The organism is Streptomyces sp. NPDC048106, assembly GCF_040706415.1.
GTDB lineage: Bacteria > Actinomycetota > Actinomycetes > Streptomycetales > Streptomycetaceae > Streptomyces.
The window spans coordinates 98,060-119,943 of sequence record NZ_JBEZND010000022.1; the positions used below are offsets into that span (position 1 = coordinate 98,060).

16 protein-coding genes and 8 pseudogenes are annotated in these 21,884 nt (G+C 69.3%); 16 read left to right on the plus strand and 8 right to left on the minus strand.

What is annotated here, in order from left to right:
* Nucleotides 1–81: 81 nt before the first annotated feature.
* The 3 pseudogenes from AB0927_RS22675 to AB0927_RS22685 form a co-directional block, all read left to right on the plus strand.
* Nucleotides 82–317 (plus strand): annotated as a pseudogene (locus AB0927_RS22675) (IS5/IS1182 family transposase); the annotation flags it as partial.
* An 86-nt stretch (nucleotides 318–403) separates the two neighbouring features.
* A pseudogene (locus AB0927_RS22680) lies at nucleotides 404–502 on the plus strand (IS5/IS1182 family transposase); the annotation flags it as partial.
* Nucleotides 503–507: 5 nt separating this feature from the next.
* A pseudogene (locus AB0927_RS22685) lies at nucleotides 508–606 on the plus strand (IS5/IS1182 family transposase); the annotation flags it as partial.
* Between the two features lie 171 nt (nucleotides 607–777).
* Here AB0927_RS22685 and AB0927_RS22690 read toward each other — a convergent pair.
* Nucleotides 778–1,269, minus strand: coding sequence for a nuclear transport factor 2 family protein (locus AB0927_RS22690; RefSeq protein WP_366669485.1), 492 nt, complete (start codon nucleotides 1,267–1,269; stop codon nucleotides 778–780).
* A gap of 195 nt (nucleotides 1,270–1,464) precedes the next feature.
* Entirely contained in the window at nucleotides 1,465–1,938 is a 474-nt protein-coding gene (gene coaD, locus AB0927_RS22695) for a pantetheine-phosphate adenylyltransferase (protein WP_366669521.1), read from the minus strand.
* Between coaD and AB0927_RS22700 the strand changes: the two are divergent.
* A pseudogene (locus AB0927_RS22700) lies at nucleotides 1,937–2,047 on the plus strand (hypothetical protein); the annotation flags it as partial. The gene coaD and the pseudogene AB0927_RS22700 sit on opposite strands and share 2 nt — an antisense overlap.
* A 197-nt stretch (nucleotides 2,048–2,244) precedes the next feature.
* Here the strand turns inward: AB0927_RS22700 and AB0927_RS22705 are convergent.
* Together AB0927_RS22705 and AB0927_RS22710 are read right to left on the minus strand one after the other, a co-directional pair.
* Entirely contained in the window at nucleotides 2,245–3,165 is a 921-nt protein-coding gene (locus AB0927_RS22705; RefSeq protein ID WP_366669486.1) for a serine hydrolase, read from the minus strand.
* A 301-nt stretch (nucleotides 3,166–3,466) separates the two neighbouring features.
* Complete coding sequence (locus AB0927_RS22710; protein WP_366669522.1) at nucleotides 3,467–4,021, minus strand: SUKH-4 family immunity protein; 555 nt, start codon at nucleotides 4,019–4,021, stop codon at nucleotides 3,467–3,469.
* Nucleotides 4,022–4,212: 191 nt separating this feature from the next.
* Here AB0927_RS22710 and AB0927_RS22715 point away from each other — a divergent pair, with 191 nt between their 5' ends.
* The 3 genes from AB0927_RS22715 to AB0927_RS22725 all read left to right on the plus strand — a co-directional run bounded on the left by AB0927_RS22715 (nucleotide 4,213) and on the right by AB0927_RS22725 (nucleotide 9,966).
* On the plus strand, nucleotides 4,213–4,437 hold the full coding sequence (locus tag AB0927_RS22715) for a hypothetical protein (RefSeq protein ID WP_366669487.1): 225 nt from the start codon (nucleotides 4,213–4,215) through the stop codon (nucleotides 4,435–4,437).
* The gene (locus tag AB0927_RS22720) at nucleotides 4,434–7,184 is read left to right on the plus strand and encodes a Helicase associated domain protein (protein ID WP_366669488.1); all 2,751 of its coding nucleotides are present in this window, start codon (nucleotides 4,434–4,436) and stop codon (nucleotides 7,182–7,184) included. Before AB0927_RS22715 ends, AB0927_RS22720 begins: the two co-directional genes overlap by 4 nt.
* 154 nt (nucleotides 7,185–7,338) lie before the next feature.
* Nucleotides 7,339–9,966: an MXAN_6230/SCO0854 family RING domain-containing protein gene (locus tag AB0927_RS22725; protein WP_366669489.1), complete on the plus strand. Its 2,628-nt coding sequence runs from the start codon at nucleotides 7,339–7,341 to the stop codon at nucleotides 9,964–9,966.
* Between the two features lie 32 nt (nucleotides 9,967–9,998).
* On the opposite strand, the gene AB0927_RS22730 is transcribed toward AB0927_RS22725, so the two are convergent.
* Both AB0927_RS22730 and AB0927_RS22735 read right to left on the minus strand, forming a co-directional pair.
* A complete protein-coding gene (locus AB0927_RS22730; protein WP_366669490.1) occupies nucleotides 9,999–10,208 on the minus strand; it encodes a hypothetical protein in 210 nt (69 codons plus the stop codon).
* 236 nt (nucleotides 10,209–10,444) lie between these two features.
* Complete coding sequence (locus AB0927_RS22735) at nucleotides 10,445–10,711, minus strand: hypothetical protein (RefSeq protein WP_366669491.1); 267 nt, start codon at nucleotides 10,709–10,711, stop codon at nucleotides 10,445–10,447.
* 453 nt (nucleotides 10,712–11,164) lie between these two features.
* Between AB0927_RS22735 and AB0927_RS22740 the strand changes: the two genes are divergently transcribed.
* From AB0927_RS22740 to AB0927_RS22750, 3 genes and pseudogenes are all read left to right on the plus strand, one after another.
* Nucleotides 11,165–12,781 (plus strand): PQQ-binding-like beta-propeller repeat protein, encoded by a 1,617-nt coding sequence (locus tag AB0927_RS22740; RefSeq protein ID WP_366669492.1) that lies wholly within the window; start codon nucleotides 11,165–11,167, stop codon nucleotides 12,779–12,781.
* A 527-nt stretch (nucleotides 12,782–13,308) separates the two neighbouring features.
* Nucleotides 13,309–14,931, plus strand: a complete 1,623-nt coding sequence (locus AB0927_RS22745) for an IS4 family transposase (RefSeq protein WP_366669493.1) — start codon at nucleotides 13,309–13,311, stop codon at nucleotides 14,929–14,931.
* Nucleotides 14,932–14,964: 33 nt separating this feature from the next.
* Nucleotides 14,965–15,522 (plus strand): annotated as a pseudogene (locus AB0927_RS22750) (transposase); the annotation flags it as partial.
* Nucleotides 15,523–15,703: 181 nt separating this feature from the next.
* Here the strand turns inward: AB0927_RS22750 and AB0927_RS22755 are convergent.
* Nucleotides 15,704–16,942 (minus strand): phospholipase D-like domain-containing protein, encoded by a 1,239-nt coding sequence (locus AB0927_RS22755; protein ID WP_366669494.1) that lies wholly within the window; start codon nucleotides 16,940–16,942, stop codon nucleotides 15,704–15,706.
* Nucleotides 16,943–17,123: 181 nt separating this feature from the next.
* Here AB0927_RS22755 and AB0927_RS22760 point away from each other — a divergent pair.
* The 5 genes and pseudogenes from AB0927_RS22760 to AB0927_RS22780 form a co-directional block, all read left to right on the plus strand.
* Nucleotides 17,124–17,207 (plus strand): annotated as a pseudogene (locus AB0927_RS22760) (transposase); the annotation flags it as partial.
* Nucleotides 17,208–17,260: 53 nt separating this feature from the next.
* Nucleotides 17,261–18,109 (plus strand): annotated as a pseudogene (locus tag AB0927_RS22765) (IS5 family transposase); the annotation flags it as partial.
* Between the two features lie 38 nt (nucleotides 18,110–18,147).
* A complete protein-coding gene (locus AB0927_RS22770) occupies nucleotides 18,148–18,279 on the plus strand; it encodes a hypothetical protein (RefSeq protein WP_366669524.1) in 132 nt (43 codons plus the stop codon).
* A 224-nt stretch (nucleotides 18,280–18,503) separates the two neighbouring features.
* The gene (locus AB0927_RS22775) at nucleotides 18,504–19,409 is read left to right on the plus strand and encodes a serine hydrolase (RefSeq protein ID WP_366669495.1); all 906 of its coding nucleotides are present in this window, start codon (nucleotides 18,504–18,506) and stop codon (nucleotides 19,407–19,409) included.
* A gap of 152 nt (nucleotides 19,410–19,561) precedes the next feature.
* Nucleotides 19,562–20,833 (plus strand): annotated as a pseudogene (locus tag AB0927_RS22780) (IS701 family transposase).
* Nucleotides 20,834–20,855: 22 nt separating this feature from the next.
* Here AB0927_RS22780 and AB0927_RS22785 read toward each other — a convergent pair.
* Complete coding sequence (locus AB0927_RS22785) at nucleotides 20,856–21,362, minus strand: DinB family protein (RefSeq protein ID WP_366669496.1); 507 nt, start codon at nucleotides 21,360–21,362, stop codon at nucleotides 20,856–20,858.
* A gap of 205 nt (nucleotides 21,363–21,567) precedes the next feature.
* Here AB0927_RS22785 and AB0927_RS22790 point away from each other — a divergent pair, with 205 nt between their 5' ends.
* Nucleotides 21,568–21,750: a hypothetical protein gene (locus AB0927_RS22790; protein WP_366669497.1), complete on the plus strand. Its 183-nt coding sequence runs from the start codon at nucleotides 21,568–21,570 to the stop codon at nucleotides 21,748–21,750.
* Nucleotides 21,751–21,884 lie beyond the last annotated feature (134 nt).

Below are 21,884 nucleotides of genomic sequence, written 5' to 3' on the forward strand. Positions count from 1 at the left end.
TGGATCCTGTTTCGCTCGCGATCAGCTGAACGGACCCGCTCGTCGAGCGACAGAGCCCGTAGTCAGGCAAGAAGGACTCGCGGCGGATACAGAGCACCGGGCTCGGCCTCCCGCACCGCCGCGAACGCGGGCAAGCTGAACTGCCGCCTTGGATAGAGGAACACAACGCTTCTCCATCGCCGAGTCCGCGCCCGCCGCGAACACGCTTTCCCCTGGATGAAGGGCTGGAAGGTACACCGTCACTGCCGCTTGAAAAGCATGGCCCGTACTTCACCATGCTCGGCATCGCACGTCCGTATAAGAGACCGCGCGGATAGGCGCGGTGGGGGCCTCAGCGACAGAACCCGGACACAGGTCCTGGCGATCATGGAGTTGCGACGCTCTGTGATCAATGAGGAGATCTGTGCCCGCGCTGCCCTCATGGCTGAGCGAACCGCTCCGGGACCAATTCGCGGCCCCGCTGCCCGAGCGGCCGATATACCACCCGGACCATCCACTCGGCTGGGCTCGGGCATGACGAATGGATACGGCATTCCGCCGGGTCGTGTCCTGGCCGGTGCCAACCGCCACGACTCCCCGCTGCCCGCCCCGACCCTGGACCGCCTGGACGCCCTTGGGCCGTTGCACCGCTGGGCCGAACGCGCGAACCGCCGCCCATGACCGCACCCCTGTCCCGCGACCTGTGCCCGTTTGGAATGGTCAGTTGAGCGCGACGTCCGGAGCCAACTCGGAAGGCGCAAGGCGATCGCGCTCAGAGTGGAGGAGGTGGCTGAAGGATCAGCTACCTCGGATGGTTCGCTGGTAGGCGCGGAGGGCGTCGGGGTCGTCGATGCTTCCGTGGTGGTGATACTGGCGCCAGCCGCCCTCCTCGAAGCGGAAATACCGGCTGGTGCGGATCTCGAGGGGGACGGCTGCGCCGTCGGGAGCGGTGTAGGTGCCGATCTCCCGGCCGGCGAACACAGCATGCCGATCGCCCAGGTAGGCAACCACGTCACCAAAGGTGACCTGGACATTCACGGAGCCGTTGAAGATCTTTGCGTAGAGTTCGGCGATGGCGTCTCCTCCCCGCAAGATGCCGCCGACCGGATTGTTGAGCTGTGCGAGCGGGTTCGGGGACCAGCCGGCGCGGAGCGCGTCGATGTCGCGGCTATTCAGGCTGTAGTAAAACGATTCGAGTGCGGCCTCGGCGCCCTTATCCGATGGATCGTTCGTCTCGGACAGCCTGTTGCTGGAGGCAGGGCCGAAAGAGATGTCGGTCTTCTCGATCATGATTCCCTCAACACCGACACTCACTGGACGATTCCCCTTGCGCAAGCTGGCAGTCCAGGCACAGGTCTCCCCATGATCACAGAGCGTCTCAACTCCATGATCGCTAGGCATTGTGCTTCTTCGACCCCCGGGCACCTCCATCGCGCCTATCCGCGCGAACTCTAAGCAGGTCCTGAGTACGGTCCTGACTACTTGTCAGCCCTCGCTGCCGCCCTCACCTGCTGGCAGAAGCTCGCTCGAATCAGCATTCGGGGCAGGGTCCTGTTGACTCATCGTGGTGACGAGGGTGGAGGAGATGTGGGCCAGGGCGGGGTCGGCAGCGAGGAAGAACGTTTCTACTCCGGCCAGCTCGTGGTTCATGCGGGCCATCGGCATTTCGTAGTCCAGGTCGGCAACGCCCCGGACCCCGCGGACGACCACGTCGATTCCGACTTGGCGGCAGTAGTCGACCAACAGGCCGTCGGTGTAGGAGTCGACCGTGACGTTGCTCAGGTCGGTTGCCGCCGCGCGGAGCCGGTCCAGCCGCTCCGCGATGGGAAAACGGCCGGTCTTGTTCGAGTTGAACATCACGCACGCGACGACCTCGTCGAACAGGAGGGCAGCGCGCCGGAGTACGTCCTGGTGCCCTTGAGTGACCGGGTCGAATGATCCTGGGAAGAGGGCTCGCATGATCGGAAAGAGTAACAAGCAGCCGCCCCCGGTGGTGAAGTGCCAACGCAGCCAAAGCTCCACGCACTTGCTGAAACGGCAGCGCCGGAGCCGGCAGCAGCCCGCCCGGCGAGCGATCGAGCGGGACGACTCGGCGGTCGAGGTGTGGAGGAAGGAGACCTGGCCGCGGGTAAGACGTCGTTTCACTTGGTCGGGCGGCATTCCGCTCCCCGTTGCAGCACCCTGCACCCAGCCAGGTGGACGCCGAGGCGCGGTGACGTTCCCCACCGAACGCGCCCCCACCCCCAGGCGCGGCCCCCGCGATCCTCACTCCGAGAGGGGCGCCCCATTCGTGCGAAGGTGGTCCAGGGCCGCCCGGGCCGCAGTGCCGAGGACGTCCTCACGGGTGGATGCCCCGAGCGTCAGCGGCCGGGTGAGGACGGCAATCGCATACCGCCGCCCGTCGGGAAAGGTGACCACGCCGACGTCGTTGCTGACGCCACCCGGCACGGTGCCCGACTTGGACGCGACCAGTACTTCCGGCCCGAAGCCGGTGGCGATCTTCCGGGTGAGCCGCTGCTGTCCCATCACGCGGCGCAGGTTCGAGCACGCTTCGGCAGGACCGGCCTCGTCCCGCCAGACCGCGCGGACCAGGGCGGCCAGGTCGTCGGCGGTCGCGCTGCTGATCCGTCCCGGCCGCATCCCCGGCGACGCCAGCACCCGCTGCCACGTCGCCTCGCCCTCCTCCGGCGACGTGGCGTCCCGAATCCCGTCGGCCATCGCGCCCCAACCGGTGAATCCGGCGTCGCGGGCCGCGGTGTCGAGCTCGTGCTGGATCGTGCCCGGGAGGTGAAAGCCGGTGAAGCCCAGCCCGGTGAGGCGCGCTCTGACCCGCTCGATGCCGATCCGGCGGATCAGCACGTCGGTCGCGGTGTTGTCGCTGATGGTCAGCATCAGCCGGGCAAGGTCCCGCAGCGAAATCTCCACCGAGTCCTCGGTGATGCAGAGCCCCTGGCCGCCCAGCGACGCTTCGGCCGGCGATACAACCACTCGCTCGGTGGGGTCCAGCTCCCCCTCCGCAGCCTGGCAGAAGAGCTCCAGGCCGATGGTGATTTTGAACGTGGAGGCCGCCACCGCGAGTTCTCCGCCCGCCACCGACAGCCGTCCTGGCCCGTCGATCTCCAGCGCGCTCAGGCTCCCCCAGCAGCCGCCGGCCGCGAACACCTCTTCAATCGTTTCTTCAATCATCCGTTCACGGTGGTACCCGGCGACCGCGCTGGGCAGAGATGTTCGCCATGAGCGTGTCCGCTCTCGGCTTCATGGGCTACCGGGCGGACGACCTCCGGCCCCGCGTTCGTAGCGTCGGTGCAGCCGTCGGCAGTCGGACAGTCAGGACATGCCGCGCTCGACTACCCACCAGTGCCGACCGAACATCGGCGGCAGTTGCCGCCAGGCGCACCCGGTCGTCGCCACGAACACGATCGCGGCCAAACACTCTGGTCAACGGCTGTCTGGCGGCCACGGGCCTGATACTGGAGGCCGAGGTGTCTCAGTCCCTCCAGTTCGCGTAATCGCCCATCTCTACGTCGTCGCACAGGGTCTCCCAGAACCCGTTGTGGGCGAGTGCGGTGTCATCAAGGGTGGTGACGAGCTCGCGCAGCTCGTCCGCCGCCGCCTGGAATCTCTCCTCCTCGCCTTCCTCGTAGAACGGGAAGCGGGCGATCGTGGCCGCGACGCACTCGTGGAAGATTCCAAGGTCCCTGTTCACGTGGTTGGTGGTTGCGGACTCGGGCGTGGGAATGTGCACCACGCGACGTGACGCCACGTCGATGCCGAGCCGTCCGAACAGGCCGCTGGTCCCGAAGACGACCGACCCGCTCTCACCGGTCCCGTCCAGGAGCGTCGCCTCGCTCAGCGGTTGGTACTCGTAACCGATCAGCCCTGCCGGCACGCCCTTCTGCCGTAGATCGCCGGAGATCTCGTCGGGCACGTCTGCTGAGCAGCCGATGCGCACGACGGCGTACTGGGGCAACGGCAATGGCGGCAGGTCCCGAATCACGCGGACATCATCCTCGCGCTCCGGCCGCCCGGGAAGCCCCGTCATCACGCGTTCACGTTCAGTCGTCGGCCGCTTCGCGTTCCCACCGGCAGGACTTCGTTCCGCCATCGGCCGACACCCGCACCCGCCGTCCGAGCCGTGCGCCGACCGAGCCGGCACCCGCCTGCTGTAGAAAGGTCAGGCTGCTGTATACAGCAGAGGAAATCTATGGAAGGGGTTCCTGGAGGGGAAGCGCGATGAGGCTGACCGTGTTCCCGTGCGAGGGAACAGCCGAGAAGCTGGACGCCGCCCAGGCGTTGCGCGAGCCGACCCAGCCGGTGCCTGGCGGTGACGGCAGGGTGGGAGAACGTCAGGCGTTCGTGGGCGCCCGCGGCACCGACGAACTGGCAGGCCGCGTAAGGATCCTCTCGCCGTCCCCGGGCCTGCCCGCCGAAACCGAAAGTTCCTGGACCTCTCCGTGATCCGACTCAAGAAACATCAGGTAGATCAGAAGGCCGCTTTCCGGAAGTGGGTGGGATTCCCGTCACGGTCAGCCGTACTCCCGCAGGGCGCACGGGGCACGATCGTCTCGGCGACCGGCTCGGGAAAGACGATCACCGCTTCCGCGTGCGCACTGGAATGCTTTCCCGGCGGCCGGATCCTCGTGATGGTGCCGACCTTGGACCTGCTCGTGCAGACCGCTCAGGCGTGGCGCCTGGTGGGTCACCGGGCCCCGATGGTCGCCGTGTGCTCGCTGGAGAACGACCCGGTGCTGGACGAGCTGGGGGTGCGTGCCACCACCAACCCGATCCAGCTCGCCCTGTGGGTCGGGCACGGACCCGTGGTCGTGTTCGCCACGTACGCCTCCCTGGTGGACCGTGAGGATCCGGAGGCCCCGATGACGGGTCAACGGAAGGTGCGCGGGCCACTGGAGGCCGCTCTGGCCGGTGGGGAGCGCCTCTTCGGGCAGCAGATGGAGGGCTTCGATCTCGCGGTCGTGGACGAGGCCCACGGCACGGCCGGTGATCTCGGGCGTCCGTGGGCGGCGATCCACGACAACCAGCGGATCCCGGCGGACTTCCGGCTGTACCTGACCGCGACCCCGCGCGTCCTGGCGGCTCCCCGACCGCAGAAAGGCGCGGGCGGCCAGGAGCTGGAGCTGGCGTCGATGGGCCAGGACTCCGAGACGTACGGGCCGTGGCTGGCCGAACTCGGGCTTTCGGAGGCGATCGAGCGGGGGATCCTCGCGGGGTTCGAGATCGACGTGCTGGAGATCCGCGATCCCTCCCCTGTTTTCGGGGAGTCGGAGGAAGCGCTGCGGGGCCGACGCCTGGCGCTGCTGCAGACGGCGCTCCTGGAGCACGCGGCCGCGCACAACCTGCGTACCGTGATGACGTTCCACCAGAAGGTGGAGGAGGCCGCCGCGTTCGCGGAGAAGCTGCCGCAGACGGCCGCGGCGCTGTACGTCGGCGATGCCTCGGACGACGACCTGGCGGCCGCGGGCCGGCTTCCCGCGTCGTCGATCGACGCGGAGTTCTACGAGCTGGAGGCCGGCCGACACGTACCCCCGGACCGGGTGTGGTCGGCGTGGCTGTGCGGCGACCACCTCGTGCCCGAACGGCGCGAGGTGCTGCGGCAGTTCGCAGGCGGCATCGACGCCGCGGGCCGGCGCGTGCACCGGGCGTTCCTCGCGAGCTGTCGCGTGCTCGGGGAAGGCGTCGACATCACCGGCGAGCGAGGCGTGGAGGCCGTCTGCTTCGCCGACACCCGTGGCTCGCAGGTGGAGATCGTGCAGAACATCGGCCGGGCGCTGCGGCCCAACCGTGACGGCAGCACGAAGGTCGCCCGCATCATCGTGCCCGTCTTCCTCCAGCCCGGCGAGGACCCGACCGACATGATCGCCTCCGCCTCCTTCCGCCCCCTGGTGGCCGTGCTCCAGGGCCTGCGCAGTCACGACGAGCGCCTGGTCGAGCAGCTCGCCTCACGCGCCCTCACCAGCGGACAGCGCAAGGTGCACGTCCGGCGGGACGAGGACGGGCGGATCATCGGGGCCGGCGGCGAGGGCCGGGGGGAGGACGGCATCGAGGGGGTTGCCGAGTCGGCCCTGCTCCACTTCTCCTCTCCCCGGGACGCGGCGACCATCGCGGCCTTCCTGCGCACCCGGGTCTACCGGCCGGAGTCCCTGGCGTGGCTGGAGGGCTACCAAGCCCTCGTCCGCTGGCGGAAGGAGCACGAGATCACCGGCCTCTACGCCGTTCCTTACGACGCCGAGGCCGAAGTGGGCGTCACGAAGGGCTTCCCCCTTGGCCGATGGGTGCACCAGCAGCGGAAGGCGCTACGAGCGGGGGAGCTGGAGCCGCGCCGCAAGGAACTGCTGGACGCCCCCGAGGCCGGGATGGTGTGGGAGCCCGGCGAGGAAGCGTGGGAGAACAAACTCGCCGCGCTCCGGGCCTACCACGGGGCCACCGGACACCTCGCGCCTCGGCAGGACGCCGTCTGGGGCGAGGGCGAGGCGATGGTGCCGGTCGGGCAGCACATGGCCAACCTCCGGCGCAAGGGGGCGAAGAACGGCCTGGGCAAGGACCCGGAACGGGCCGCCGCGCGCGCGGCGCAGCTCACGGCGATCGACCCGGACTGGGACTGCCCCTGGCCGCTGCACTGGCAACGCCACTACCGCGTACTCGCCGACGTGGTCGACGCCGACGGCAGCCTCCCCGAGATCCGGCCGGGCGTGCTGATGGACGGCGACGACATCGGCAGATGGCTCCAGCAGCAGAAGCAGCCGGCCACCTGGGCGCGGCTCATGCCCGAGCAGCAGGAGCGGTTGACCGCACTGGGCATCAGGCCCACTGAGGCACCGTCTCCCGCCCCGGCAGCCGGGCCGGCGAATGGCCCGAGCAAAGCACAGCAGGCATTCCAGCGCGGGCTGGCGGCTCTCGCGCAGTGGGTCGAGCGGGAAGGCGCGAGCCGGCCCGTACCACGCGGCCACAGCGAACGGATCACCATCCACGGCCAGACAGAACCCGTGACCGTGAGACTCGGGGTCTGGGTCTCGAACACCAAGCAGCGCTGCGGCAAACTCACCCAGGAGCAGCAGGCCGCCCTCGCCGCACTGGGCGTCCCCTGGGCAACAGCCGTACCGGTGCCGAGCCGCCCATGCGCCCCGGCCGCGGTGTGCGGTACGACCCCGGTGGGCGCTCTTGTGGTGCCCCGCCGTCAGTTCGATTAATTCGTTGGGCGCTCGCCAGGGGTTGTGATGGGATCAGGAGCAACGGGGGCGGCTCCCCGGCGCGCATCCTTCTCACCTTCTTCGAAAAGACTCAGCGCGCCCACTCTCCGTCCCCGTTCTTCTGTTCCAGGTCGTCGTGGAGGGGAATCCCCTGTTGCTCGCTGCCGAGTCCGTACTGCTGCGCCGTATCCAGACCGTCTACGTGGACACGGCGTCCGCGTCCGGCGGCGGAACAGGACCGGCGCTGCGTCGGCTGGAGGCCGAGCTGCTCGGCCGCGGTCACGTCCTCTCCCCCGCGCTGCACGCGGCGCTCCGCTCGCTGTCCTCCGAGGATCTGGCGGCCGCGCACGCCCGCCTGGTCGGGCTTACGGATGACCTGCTCGGCTCCGACCGCACCCACCTCCCGCTCTTCCGCCGCTTCCCGCGCACCGTGCCCCGGGACACCGAGGCGCTGTACGTGGACCGGGTCTTCGCCTTCCTGCTTCAGCAGCCGGACCAGCCCTGCGTGCTGTGCGGCGAGGCGCGCACGGTGTTCCCCGTCTCGCCCTGCGCACACCTGGTGTGCCGGCTGTGCTGGGACGGCTCCGGCTACGCGGGCTGCCCGGTCTGCCACCGCCGGATCGACGCGGATGACCCCTTCCTGCGGCCGGTGCGTGCCGTCGGTGCCGCCAAGGCGCCCGTGCCCGGTCCGCTGCGGCTGCTGCGCTACGGCACCGACCGGGCCGCCGACGCCACCGCCGTGGTGGACTCCCTGTTGGCCCGTCGCACCCCGCTCTCCCCGCAAGACCGCGACGACCTGCTCACTCTGCTGCCGCTCACTCCGGCCGGCCAGGGCCTGCTGCCGGAGGAGATCCCGGTCCGGGAGACCAAGGCGATGGTGTTGGGCGCGCTGGTGCGCGAGGCGCCGGACGGCCTCCCGACAGGGAAGCTGTTGACCGAGCGGCTCACCACCGCCACCGACGTGTTGCGGCTGCTCGCCGTGCTCTCCGGCGGCGACGCCGGGCTGGTGACGCCGTCGCGCTTCACCAGCCTGCCGCGCCCGCTGCGCCGCGAACTCCTGGCGGTCCTCGACGGTTTGCAGACGCCGTACCTGGTGGAGGACGTGCTGCGGCACCCCACGGCATGGAAGCGGGCCGCGGAGGTCCTGCACCCCTTCGAACGGCACGCCCGGCATCCGCGCGCCGCTCTTGCCTTCGCCGTGCTGCGCGGGACCCCGGTGGATCCCGGTACCGCCTTCGGCGCCGCCCTGCTGGAGACGGCCGCCGCCCATCCGGACGCCGTCCGCGTGGAAGGTGTCCGGATCCGTCCGGCCACCTGGGCCGGGCGACTGGAGCAGGCGGTGGCCGAGGGCGACGCGGGCCGGGCCGCGGCCCTCGCCGGGGAGCGTCCCGGCGAACTGGTGCGCCGTCTGGACCTGCTGCTGCGCCTGCACACCTCCGACGACCTCGACCCGGAACTGGAGAAGGCCCTGGTACGCGGGCTGCCGAAGGTGGGGCCGGGGCCGCTGCTGTCGGCGCTCGGGGCACTGCGGGTCCGCGCCGAGGACCGCACCGGCCGCCGCCGGGTGTTCTTCCCACGCGGCGAGGTCACCCGGGCTCTGTCCGTTCCGGAGCGGCGGGCTCCACTGCCCGCCGGGCTGGTCACGGCGGCGGTCACGCTGCTGCGGGCCGAACTGCTGCGCCGGTTCGCCGCGGGGGAGCCGTACGCGCTGTCGGTGCTGGATGCGGGCCTGGTCGACCTCATCGTGCCGTTCACCGAGCGGTCCACCGCGAAGGCTCTGGTGGCGGTGCCTCGTGGCAGCACGCAGACGCTGCCCGAGGGTGCGGTGCTGCGGCTGTTCCTGCACTGGACCGAACCCCAGGGCAACCGCACCGACCTGGACCTGTCGGTCGCGTTCTTCGACGCCGACTGGAATTTCACCGGCCTGTGCGACTACACGAACCTGGTGCACGGCACGGAGGCCGCGGTCCACTCCGGCGACCTCACCTCCGCCCCTGCGCCGCGGGGCGCCACCGAGTACGTGGACCTGGACCTGGAGCGGCTGGCGGAACGGGGGGACGTCTATGCCGTCCCGCTGGTCTTCAGCTTCAACAACGTGCCGTTCGAGGAGTTGCAGGACGCCTTCGCGGGCTTCATGGCGCTGCCCGAGCAGGGCCCGCGGGACGCCTCCTACGACCCGCGCACGGTCCGCCAGCGCTTCGACCTGGCGGGCGAGTCGCGCGTGTGCCTGCCGATGGTCGTGGACCTGGGCCGGCGCCGGATGCTGTGGACGGACACCCATCTGCCGTCCACGGACGGCTTCCAGAGCATCCGCTCGCACGGCGGCGCTGTGCTGGCCACTGTGGCCCGGGACCTGTGGGAGCAGTTCGGCTCCGGCAGCCGGGCCACCCTGTGGGACCTCGCGGTGCTGCGGGCCGCGGCCCGCTCCCGCGAGGTGGCCGTGGTGTGCCGGGAGCCGGAGCCCGCCCTGCTGCGGTATCGACGGCGACCGGACGAGGACACGGCCGCGTTCGCCGCCCGGGTGTCTTCCATGGAGGAGGCCGAGGAGCGGCCCCCGCACCCGGACCCCGGCGCGGCGGCGGCCGAACTCGCTTCCGGCAGGCGGGTGTTCCTGGCGACGGTGCATGGGGACATCGGGCCGGCGCGGGCCTCGGGCACCTTCTACCGGCTGTTCCCCGGGGCCGGGGACGCCTCGGAGACCCTGGTCCGCGTGACCGCCGGTGACCTGGTCGCCGAGCTCGCCAACACCTCCGCGTCGGCCCGCGCGCTGCCCCCGTCATGACGGGGCCGGTAGGTGCTCCCACCGTTGCCCCCTCACCCCACGCTCACCAGGCCGCCGCCCCCGTTGGTGCCGTCCGTCGTGTCGCTGTCCCGCGCGAGGGCGCCTGCCGCCCCACCGCCGAAGCCGCGCGAACTGCCACCGCCGCCGGTCGAAGCCCGCCGCCAGCCGCCGTGCCCGAGGCGCGACTCGCCGCCTTCTCCGGATTGGCCCTCGCCGCCGCTGAGCCCGGAACGCTCCCCCACCAGGGCCACCGCCCTGGGCGAAGTCCCCGGCGCCAGCAGCCGGGCCGGACGTCCCGGAGAAGCACACCGGCGTGGCACCGGTCGACATCACCGCCTGCCCACCCGCACCACCATTCGCGGTGCACAGGCCGCCGAAGGAAGAGTTGCCGCCCGGCCGCCGTCCGGGGTGGCCGTGCCAGCTGCGCCGCCCGCACCGGCCACAACCGCCTCCGTCGCCCCGAGCGCCGAGACGTCGATCAACTTCTCCGAGTAGCCGCCGCCCGATCCGCGGGCTGCGCGACCAGCTGGCCCGCGCTCGCCCGCGCCCCGGCCGCGCCGCCGCCGCCCGCCTGGACCCTCACGAAGACCCGCGTCAGCCACAGGTAATCGGCCTTCTTGAACGAGTACGTGCCGGCGGTGTTGAAGTAGAGCACCTGGCGCAGGCCCTGCCGGCCAGGGATCAGGCACAGCCGCCCGTCATCGCCGACAGTGAAGTAGTCCGAGCACACGCAGACCGATGCCACAACTCACCCCTCGGGTGCGAAGTGAGCCCGGCCCAAAACCAGCGGCGCGACATCGAGGTTAGCCCCAAGTTTGCGCCGTGAGGCGCTGTTGGTTCGGGTGGAGGTGGATGACATATACCAACCAACCTGCCGTCGCAGCAGTGGGGTTGAAGCTGAGGGCAGCCTGATCCGTGTGATGGCGGGGAGGGCGAGAGCAGCCCTGACAACGCCGGGACGCGTCCAGTACTGCCAGATGGGATGGGTCCGACAAGCGTGATGAAGAGGAAGGAGTATTCGCTCCCGGGCTAATCGCTGTGCACTCGGAGGCATTCGATCGGCTGTGCAAAACCTAGGCTCGCCGTCAGTACAGCCGCAGCAGAACATTCGCATCTGCTGCGGAGCGCTGCCCACCCGAGTGCCGATAGCGGCCGTGTTCGCAGGAGCAGGAGTGGGTCTTTTGAAGGAGCGATCGGTATGTCGACCAAGACCAGTCAACCCGGCCGGCGGTCAAAGCTGTGGGCCATAGGGGCCTCGGGCGCGCTCGCGCTGGGATCCCTTGCCGCCTGGCCGGCGGGAGCGGCCGTGCTCGGGGGCCACACGGCCTCGGGCGCCCAGGTCAAGGCAAGTGGTCCCGTGCAGCCGGACTGGGCCAGCGCCGGGCAGAACAACCACAACACCCGGTATGCCGCGACCGAACACACCATCAACTCGGCGAACGTAGGAAAGCTGAAGCCCAAGTGGACCTTCACCACCGCCGGTAACATCTCGGCCACGGCGACCGTGGTCAACGGAGTGGTCTACGTACCGGACTGGGGCGGGAAGCTCTGGGCGATCAACGCCACTACGGGAAAGGCCATCTGGTCCCGCGACATCAGCTCCTACAACGGCATCCCCGGTGATGTGTCGCGCACGAGCCCGGCGTACTGGAACGGCGAGCTCGTGATCGGCACCGGAGCACAAGGCGTCTCAGCGATGAAGAGCGCCTACATAGTGGGCATCGACGCCCGCACCGGCAAGATGCGGTGGCGTACCAAGGTCGACCAGGACCCGGCCACAATTGTCACCAGCTCGCCGACCGTGGACAACGGAGTGGTCTACTTCGGCACATCCTCAAAGGGCGAGACCCTGAGCGGGCCGCAGACCTTCCGCGGATCGGTGATCGCGGCCAGCGCCACCACCGGCAAGATTCTGTGGAAGACCTACACCATTCCCAAGGGCTACACGGGCGGCGCCATGTGGGGCAGCCAGCCGGTCGTCGATCACAAGACCGGCAAACTCTTCGTGGCCACCGGCAACAACTACACCACGCCTCCCGGTGTTTGCACCGACCCGGGTGAAACCGACTGCACCCCGCCGATCGCCGCGGACCACATCGACAGCATCCTGGCGCTCAACCTCAAGAGCGGCAAGATCGACTGGGCCCGCCCGACGCTGACCGCGGACACCTGGACCGTACCCGTCCCGAACGACGCACCCGACTACGATTTCGGCAGCGCGCCCAACCTCTACACCACGACCGTGAACGGCAAGCGCACCGACCTGCTCGGCATCGGCCAGAAGAGCGGCATCTACTGGGCGCTCGACCCGGCCACCGGCAAGGTGGTCTGGAAGAGCCAGGCCGGGCCGGGCGGAGCGCTCGGCGGCATCGAGTGGGGGTCGGCCACCGACGGCAAGCACATCTACGCCGCGATCGCGAACGGGTCGCACAAGAGTTACACGCTGACGGCGTACGACGGAAAGAAGACCACGACGACCGGTGGCCTGTGGGCGGCCCTCGACGCGGCCACCGGTAAGGTCGTATGGCAGGTCGCCGACCCGCAGGGCGACTACATGGACGACGGCTTCGTCTCCGCTGCCAACGGCGTGGTGTATGCCGGCTCCGGCGCGCCCACCGGCGACAACATGTATGCCTTGGACGCCGACACCGGCCAGATCGAGTGGGCCTTCCCCAGCGGCGGCTCTGTGTGGGCCGGCGCGTCGGTCGTCAACGGAACCGTCTACTGGGGCAGCGGCTACCGCACCGCCGGGCTCGGTCTCGGCTACAAGGGCGACAACGACAAGCTCTATGCCTTCTCGCTCGACGGAAAGTAAGTGACGACTGTGACCGTGTCGCTGGACGACGGTTGCGCGGTGGGGCGTGGACCAGGGTTCGCCCAAGGGGCTCGAACGCTTCGACCGTGAAGCGGCCCGTGGGACACACCGCCCAGATCGGCGGTGTGTCCCACGGGCCGAGCGACCGGACCCGCCAGCGCCCCCGTCCAGCGCGATCACGTGCACCTGCACACCCGGCCCGGCCGGCTCGGCAACCCCCGTGCCGCGCCGCGCCCGCGTCCGCCAGGCTCGTACGGTCACACACCATGCGGTGACCTCCTCCAGCGCCACGAGCACGGTGCGGTCGCCGCCGTCCGGTGACGGGTCCACCGCCACCGCGGTGGCCGCCGGGCACGCCGGTACGCGGCCGGGAACGTCCAGCGGATTCGGCCGTCCTCGTCGGTGAGCAGCACCGTCCCAGCGGGCCCGGCCGGGGCCAGGGGCTGCGGCTCGCGCCGAGGCGGGTCGTCCTCCACCGGCCCGCCGGCCGGGCGCCTTCGTGCGGCTGTGCGTGCCTGGTGGTCGAGGTGGCCGAGGACCCCGGCCAACGGGTTGCCGACGATCCGCCGCACGGGCGATCCCCGCGTCGCCACCAGGCCGTCTCCGCCCCGGACGCCGCGACCTGCACCTGTACCGACTCGCGGCCCGCGGTGTTCTCGTCGCCACCTGCCTCGGACACCTTCACCCCGACGATCTTCAGCCGCTGTGTCACCTTCCGGCAGGTCTCCGCGCTCGTCACGTCCAGCGACCAGCCCGGCACCAGGCTCGGCACGTCGGCGGCGGCCTCCGGGGAGATTTCCCTCGGCTACCGGCGCGTCTGGAGCGAGCTGGTCTGCGGTCTGGGGCGCCTGTACTCCGTCGAGCCCAGCGAAAAGGCGCTGAGGTGTCTGCGCAGGCGCTTGGGTGTCGGTCCGTTCCAGGCGCTGTTCTCGGTGGTGGCCGGGCCCCTCGCCCAACCGTCCACGCCTGGAGTGCGCTACCGGCGCTGGCGCACTGTGGCCTTCGACGCGTGCAGCGCGATCAAGGCACCTGACTCCGAGAGGAACCGGGCCTGGCTCGGCAGGCTCCAGGCCCGCCTGGGATGGGCCGGTTACCCGCTGCTGCGGCTGACCACCCTGTGTGAGACGGGAACCCGCGGCTTGCTGGGCGCCGTGTTCGGGCCGACCAGCGAATACGAGACCACATACGCACGGCAGTTGCTGCCACTGCTGGACGAGAGCATGCTCCTGCTGGCCGACCGAGGCTACGACGCCAACGAGTTCCTGGCCGACGCAGCCGGCACCGGGGCGCAGTTCGCCATCCGTATCACCGCCCGGCGCCGCCCGGCCGTACTCGCCGTTCTGCCGGACGGCTCCTACCTGACCAGGCTCGGCACCCTGAAGGCCCGGGTCATCGACGCGACCATCACCATGAAGGTCGACGGCGGGGAGGAGACCCGCGAGCACTACCGCATCGCCACCACTCTCCTCGACCACCGCCGTGACCCCGCCGAGGCGCTGGTGAGGCTCTACCGGGAGCGATGGGAGATCGAATCGGCCTATTACGCCCTGCGCCACACGCTCCAGGACGGCCTGGTGCTGCGCTCCCAGGACCGCGTCGGCCTGGAACAGGAGATGTGGGCGCAGCTGACGGTCTACCAGCTTCTGCGGACGATCATGGTCGATGCCGTGGAGTCGCAGCCGGGCACCGGCGTATTAGTCGGTGCCATCGGACGGACGGTCCTGGCCGGGCTGTTGCCATCACGACGGCCCCGGACCAGCCCCCGCATCGTCAAGGCCGGACGCTCGCGCTATCCCTCCCGCCCGGCCGAGTCCCGCCCCCGGCAGAGCCGCTCGATCACCGGCCTGCACGTCCGCCTGCGGGCGGCGCCCGCTACCCCTCCACCGCTGCCGACGGATCCGCACGGTGACCTCCGCAAGGCGACGGCCGGGCTCCGGCCGATGAGTGCGGGCAACAGGAACAGAACCTTCCACCTCATGGCCGCCGACCCAAAGCGATCGTGGCGCCCCCGCGAGGTCGCCACGGCCCTGGGCATCCACAACACCGCGAGCTTCGCTACCCAGATGAACCAATGGGCAGCCGAGGGCCTCCTACAGAAGATCTCCTACGGCACCTACATGCTTGCCGACTCCTCGAGAAGCAGGAGTTGACGGATGCGGCGGATGCGTAACTCCGCGGTCTTGGGCGTCCGCGACGTGCTGATGCTGGTCTGCGACGGGCTCAAGGGCCTTCCCGAGGCGGTGGAGACCGTCTGGCCTCGCACGGTCGTCCAGACGTGTGTGGTTCACCTGCTGCGGAACTCGTTCCGATATGCCGCCCGCCAGGACTGGGACAAGGTCGCCAAGGCCCTCAAGCCCGTCTACGCCGCACCCGGTGAGGACGCGGCGACGGAGCGGTTCCTGGAATTCCAGGAATCCTGGGGCCAGAAGTATCCGGCGATTGTGGAGCTGTGGTCGGACGCCTGGGCCGAGTTCGTGCCCTTCCTCTCCTTCGACGTCGAGATACGCAAGGTCATCTGCAGCACGAACGCGATCGAGAGCGTCAACGCGCGCATCCGCAAGGCCGTCCGCGCCCGCGGACACTTCCAGAACGAGGCCGCCGCGTTGAAGTGCATCTACATGGCGCTGATGAGCCTGGACCCGACGGGCAAGGGCCGCAAGCGGTGGATCATGCGTCGGAAGGCGCCTCTGAACGCGTTCCAGATCGCCTTCGACGGCCGCCTGGCCCCGAGCAACAACTGACCGCTTAACAACCAAGATCAGCCGTTAATTTGACACACTCACTGGTACGCACCGTGACCGGACAGTGACCCGGGCGGGCCCTGGGCCTGTACCAACCTACGGCGGAGCCGGGCCGGAGTGCCCTTCTGGGGGCAGGCCGGCCCGGTGTCCTGCGGCTAGGGCAGCGGCCGTTCAGCCGGGATCAGTCGACCTCGTCGCTCTTGCAGACGGCCACGTCGTCACTGGTGCCGGGCACCGCAGCGGCACGCACAGCCTGGAAGTTGGCCTCGAAGGCGCTGTACACCGACGGCGTGGTGACGCGGAGCATGGCCTCGTCGTTGTTGCGCAGCGCCGGTCCGCTCCAGTTGTGACTGCCGGTCCACATGACCTTCTGGACCGTGCCCGCGTACATCCCGTCGATCATCCAGTTCTTGGAGTGCACGATCCGCCGGGGGGTCGAGGCATCCGCGTCGTCGTCCTGCTGGTAGCAGCGGTTGGTGATGCCGGAGACACCGTGCAGGGCACTCCAGGTGCCGGCGTCCGTCTCGCTGTAGACCAGATCGACCAGACACCCCTCCCCCGCCAGCGCGCGCAGCTTGTCCGCGACGGCCTGTCGGGTGATCTTCAGCATGGCGGCGTGGACGGTGGTCCGGTGCGCACCGGCGGTGTCCAACCAGCGGCACGTGATGTTGTCCAGGGCGTTGACCACGGTGTCGGTGCTCGCGTCGCTTCCTGCCCTGGGGAAGAAGTAGTACTTGTAGTCGCCCGCGTTGCCATAGGTGTAGGACCAGCTGGAACGGTCCTGGGCCGGCAGGCGCGTGAAGTACCCGACGTAACCGTCGTAGAGGTCGCTGTTCCCGGCGACGGTGAGCGAACTGTTCCAGTAGCGGCTGTAGTTGGACGGCGTGAGGTTCGAAGTGAGCTGGACGACGACGTTCTTCTGGGCGCCGTCACCCACGCTGCTCGCGAGCAGGTACTTGTTGTGGTTGATGCCCGTCCCGGCCGGCCCGAGGCACGACGAACCGGAGGCGCACAGGGCGACGAAGGACGACGCGGAGGTGCTGGTGCCGAGCGCCGCCTTGAGGGTGTCGTAGGAGGACGGGTAGTCCAGGGTGCTGTGGTCAAGGACGATCCGGACGCTGACGCCCCGGTCCTTCGCGGCGACGAGGTCCGCGGCGATCGTGTCGTCCCACAGGTGGTACATCGCGAGCCGCAGGATCGATCCGCTGTCCGCGTTGGCGATGACGGAACGCACCTGGGCGCGAATGGCCTGCTGTTCGGCGGTGGTGCCAGTGGGCCGGTTGAAGACCGGCCCGGTGGTGACGGTCGCGGCGTCGGCGCTCTGCGCGGGCACGATCAGCGCGGCGACGCAGGCGGCAGCGGCGAACAGCACACCGGCTGCTCGCTTGCCCAACACGGCCTTGACGAGTGATGGTCTCATCGTTGGCTTCCCCCCGGGTCATTCTGTTGGGTGTTGTTCGTCAACTCGGCGCATCCAAGCACGACTTGGGAGAAGCGACCGAGCCTTCGCCACGTCGGGCGTGTCTTCCCGCACGGGCCGCCCGAGGGTGCCTGTCCCGGACAAGGCGGCGCTGCCGATGCCGGGCGGTGACGCCTGCTTCGACTGGCCGATGATGAGCGTCGATCCGACCTCTTGCCGGGCCTATCAGCACGCCGCCGGGGCTCGTAGGAAGCCGCCGCGAGTTGAGAGTGCCACGTCGTGCGGCCGACGACCTAGGCGGTGTTTTAGGTCGGGGTTATGAGCCATGCCTCGTGCTGTGATGATCACGGTGTTGGGCGTGGGGATCTTTCTGATGAGCAGTTGACGGTGCTGGAGTCGTTGCTTCCTGCGGCAGGTGTGAGTCGCAGGTCGCCGGGTCGGCGGCGGTTGCTGGACGATGTGCGGCGGCGGGTTCGGACCGGTGTCCCGTGGCGGACCTGCCAGATGAGTACGGTCCCTGGCGGACCGTGTACGGCCTGTTCAGGCGCTGGCAGCGGCAAGGGGCCTGGGCTCGGTTGCTGGAGTTGTTGCAGGCCCGGCTGATGCGGCTGGGCTGATCACGTCGGAGGTGAACGTCGACTCCACAGTCTGCCGTGCCCACAGCACGTGGCCGGTGCCCGTCGGGACGGCGCCGGGCAGAAGGAACCGCCCGGAGGGATCACCACCGAGCCGGACGACCACGGGCTGGGCAGGTCGCGGGGCGGGTTCACCACGAAGATCCATCTGGCGTGTGAGCAGGGCCAGAAGCCGTTGTCGCTGCTGGTCACCGCCGGACAGCGGGGTGACAGTCCGCAGTTCGAGCCGGTCCTGAACGCAATCCGGGTGCCCAGAAGCGGTAGCGGCCGGCCGAGGACCCGCCCGCTGCGGGTGCGGGGCGACGAGGCGTACTCCTCTCGCGCGAACCGCGCCTACCTGCGTAAACGCGGGATCAGGTGCACGATCCCGGAACCGGCCGACCAGATCCGCAACCGCAAGCGTCGTGGCCGCGGCGGTGGCCGCCCGCCCGCCTTCGACCCTCAGGACTACAAGGCCCGTCACGCCGTCGAGTGCGGGATCGGTCGACTCAAGCAACACCGAGCGGTCGCCACACGCTATGACAAGCTCGCGGTTCGTAGGACGAACCCGCCTGGTTCGCCTCCGTTGCCGTGCTGGACGAGGGCGGCTACGAGGTCGTTCAGCGCGACACCAACCGCCGCGAACACGACGTCAGCGTCGAGACCGCTATCGGCCGCATCGCGAGCGACCTCACCAAATGGCTGGCCGCCCGCGCTTCCTAAAACACGGCCTAGTACTCCAGTGTGACTTCGCGATCTTGCGCTTGGCCACGTACATGTTGAAGTGGTCGGCCAAGTCCAGATGGGCATGCTCACTTCAAGCAGTTCGGCTGGGAGAGACGGGGATGGGCCACGGGCATTGGCTGCAGTCCGGGGAAGCCTCTTCGCACACAGCGTTGGGTGACCGGTCGGCAGGGGCCGAAAGCAGTGCTGACAGAATCGAAGCCGTGACGGACGACATTCGAAAGATTTTCGAACGGGCTGGCTGTGAGGGCGCGTTATGCGTCCAGCCGCTGGAAGGCGACGCCGAGTTCGGTCTGAGTGCCGATGAGCCTGTGGTCCCGGCTTCCGTGGTCAAGGTGCAGGTCGCCCTGGAGGCGGAGATCTCGTTCGCCGAAGGCCGGTTGGACCCGTGCGAGCGGGTGACGCTGAGTGCTGCCGACCGGACTCCTGGCCCGGCCGGGATCTCGCTCTTCGACGACGATGCCGTGCTCTCATGGCGGGACATGGTCGTCCTGATGCTCACCATCAGCGACAACCACAGCACCGATGCGCTGCTGCGGCGAGTCGGCGTGGACGCGCTCAACGTGACAGCGGCGCGGCTCGGGCTGACCGGCACTGTGATCAAGTCTGACCTGCATACCATGCTCGATTCCATCGGCCAGGACGTGGGCTGTGCCAGCTGGAAGGACTCGCTGGCCTGGGCAGCCGGTGCATCAGCGGACGAGGTGGCGCGGGCCGACGAGCGGCTCCTTGCATCCCGCGCTTTGGACCCGTCGCAGGGGACCCGCACCACTCCTCGCGACATGGTCGACCTGCTGCGGTTGATCTGGACGGACCAGGCGGGCCCGGCGGCCGCGTGTGCACGGGTGCGTGCTGTGATGGCCAGGCAGCTGACGCGGCACCGGATCGCGAGCGGGTTCCGACTGCCAGTACGGGTCGCGGCCAAGAGCGGCAGCCTGGTCGGCGTGATCCGCAACGAGATCGGCGTAGTCTCCTATCCTGATGGGCGCCGCTACGCCGTCGCTGTCTTCACTCGATCCCCGCCGGGCGCGGACGACGCCACGATCAGCCGCGCCATCGGCACCGCCACCGCGCAGGCCATCACCGCACTGCAGGACACGGGCACCTGAAGTTCACCTGCACTCCGACGGAGCCAGACCGGGTGACAACGGCAACGGCCACCGCGTGATCATCAACGGTTGTGGGGACTCCTGAAGATCGTGCGGTGGCCACGGGCCAGAGCGTAGACGCCGTCCGCTGGCGAGCGATGTTCGACCAGGCCATGGCCCGGATCGCAGGCCGGTTCAAGCGAGTGGAGCCGCGGGCAACCGCCCGCGACTTCGTACTCGCCCTGCTGTCCGGCGTCGAGCGGAAGAACTGCTGGCGGCTGGCAGAGCAGGCCGGCTACGCCCGCCCCGGGCCGATGCAGAGGCTGCTGCGAAGCACCCGCTGGGACGCCGAAGCGGTCCGCGACGACATACGGGCCTACGTCCTCGAACACCTCGCTGCCGACGACGGCGTCCTGATCGTGGGCGAGACCGGCTTCCTGAAGAAAGGCACCGCTTCGGCCGGCGTGCAGCGGCAGTACACCGGCACCGCAGGCCGGATCGAGAAACACACAAATCGGCGTCTTCCTCGCCTACGCCTCCAGCAATGGACGGGCATTGATCGACCGTCGGCTCTACCTGCCCAATGCCTCCTGGTGCCAGGACGATGGGCGCCGAGCCCGTGCCGGGGTGCCCGAACAGGTAGGGTTCGCGACCAAGCCCACGCTGGCCGGCCAGATGATCGCCTCAGCGCTGGACGCGGGAATCGGCGCCTCCTGGGTGACCGGCGATGAAGCCTACGGCCAAAAGACCCCAGCCTGCGCGCGCTGCTGGAATCCCGTGGGGTCGGCTATGTCCTGGCCGTCGCCTGCAGCACGCGGGTGCGGATCAACCAGGGGCGGACCGCGGCCCGCGCGGATGCCGTGGCCGACCACCTGCTCACCTCGGCCTGGCACCGACAGAGCGCCGGGGCCGGGGCGAAGGGGCCGCGCTACTACGACTGGGCCTGGATCGAGATCGGTAACGACGGTCACCGACACCTGCTGATCCGCCGCAACGCGAGCAGCAGGGAACTCGCCTTTTACCTGTGCTGGTCCCCCAGGCGAGTGCCGTTGTCGGAGCTGGTCCGGGTGGCCGGGACCAGGTGGTGCATCGAGGAGTGCTTCCAGGCCGCGAAAGGCCAGGTCGGACTGGACCACTACCAGGTCCGTCACTGGACCGCATGGCACCGGCACATCACCCTGGCCATGCTTGCGCTGGCCTTTCTGGCTGTCCTTGCCGCCGACGCGACGCCAACGAGGACAGCACAGGCCAACCGGCCTGCCCAAAGCACTGACCCGATCAACCTGACCGTCCCCGAGATCCGCCACCTGTTCGGCGCTCTGCTGAGTCCGACGCATGCATCCCCGTGCGGACTACTGCACTGGTCGAACTGGCGCAGACATCATCAAGCCATCGCCCGCCGCAGCCACTACCGACGACGACTCGCCAGCCCCTCAACCGGATAGATCACGAAGCCGCACTGGAGTACTAGTCCCCGGTCGTGCCGTCGAGCATCTCGCGCAGGATGTCGAGGTGGCCGTTGTGGCGGGCCGTCTCCTCGGTGAGGTGGAGGAGGATCCAGCGCAGATCGACGTGGCGGCCGTCGCGGATGGCTCGCTGGGCCTGCTTGTCCAGGCTGTTGCCGGCGACCAGTTCGCGGTAGCGGGCGCTCTGTTCGGCGTATTCGTCGAGCAGTTGCGTGAGCGGGAAGTCGACGGCGATACGCATCTCGCGGTCGGGGTCCTCCTCGGTCCAGGGGCCCCGGTCTTCCTCGCCGAGGAAGACCACTTGGAACCAGTAGTACTCGACCCAGCGGAGGTGGTTGATCACTCCGCTCAGGGTCATCAGCGGTGAGCCCGGCAGGAGCGCCTTGCGTGCGTTCTCCGCGGAGACGCCATCGCACTTGGCGCGGGCGATGTCACGTGTGTAGTCGAGAAACGTGGTGAGCTGGGTGCGCTCGTCCCACGCGGGCGGCGTATCGTCGATTCTGGTCATCGGGCGAAGCGTCCCCGATCACCGTGACCGCTGTCGAGGCATATATCGCCGGCCCCGACCTGCTCGGCCCAGCCCCTTGCCCCGACGGACCAACTGGACGCCTCGCGTGATTGCTTCGGATCGCATGGTCAGCACGCTGGGCACGGACTGGGTCCTATGGTGGGCACGAAACTCAACAAGACGCGTCCTGTATGCCGTGACATGGATGGTCATCGCCCTTTTCCTGCACTCCGAGGACTCGTTCACCGCGTGGCCTCTCGTGGGGGCGAACATGCCCGAGCCGCTGGTGTTCCAGGTCCTGTGTCAGATCGCCTTCGCCGCGTATCTGATGCCCGCACCACTCGTTCCGGAGAACTGGACGGCGCGACCGCGACCTGAAGGCCACTGACGAGGAAGGGCAGCGTGCCCGCGGTGAGGAAGAACGTGACGGCGTAGGTGACGCGACCCGCGCGCACGGCATCTCGTTCATAGGAGCACGTCAGACGTGCCGACCAAGTCGGTGAACCTATACGGTCACAGCAC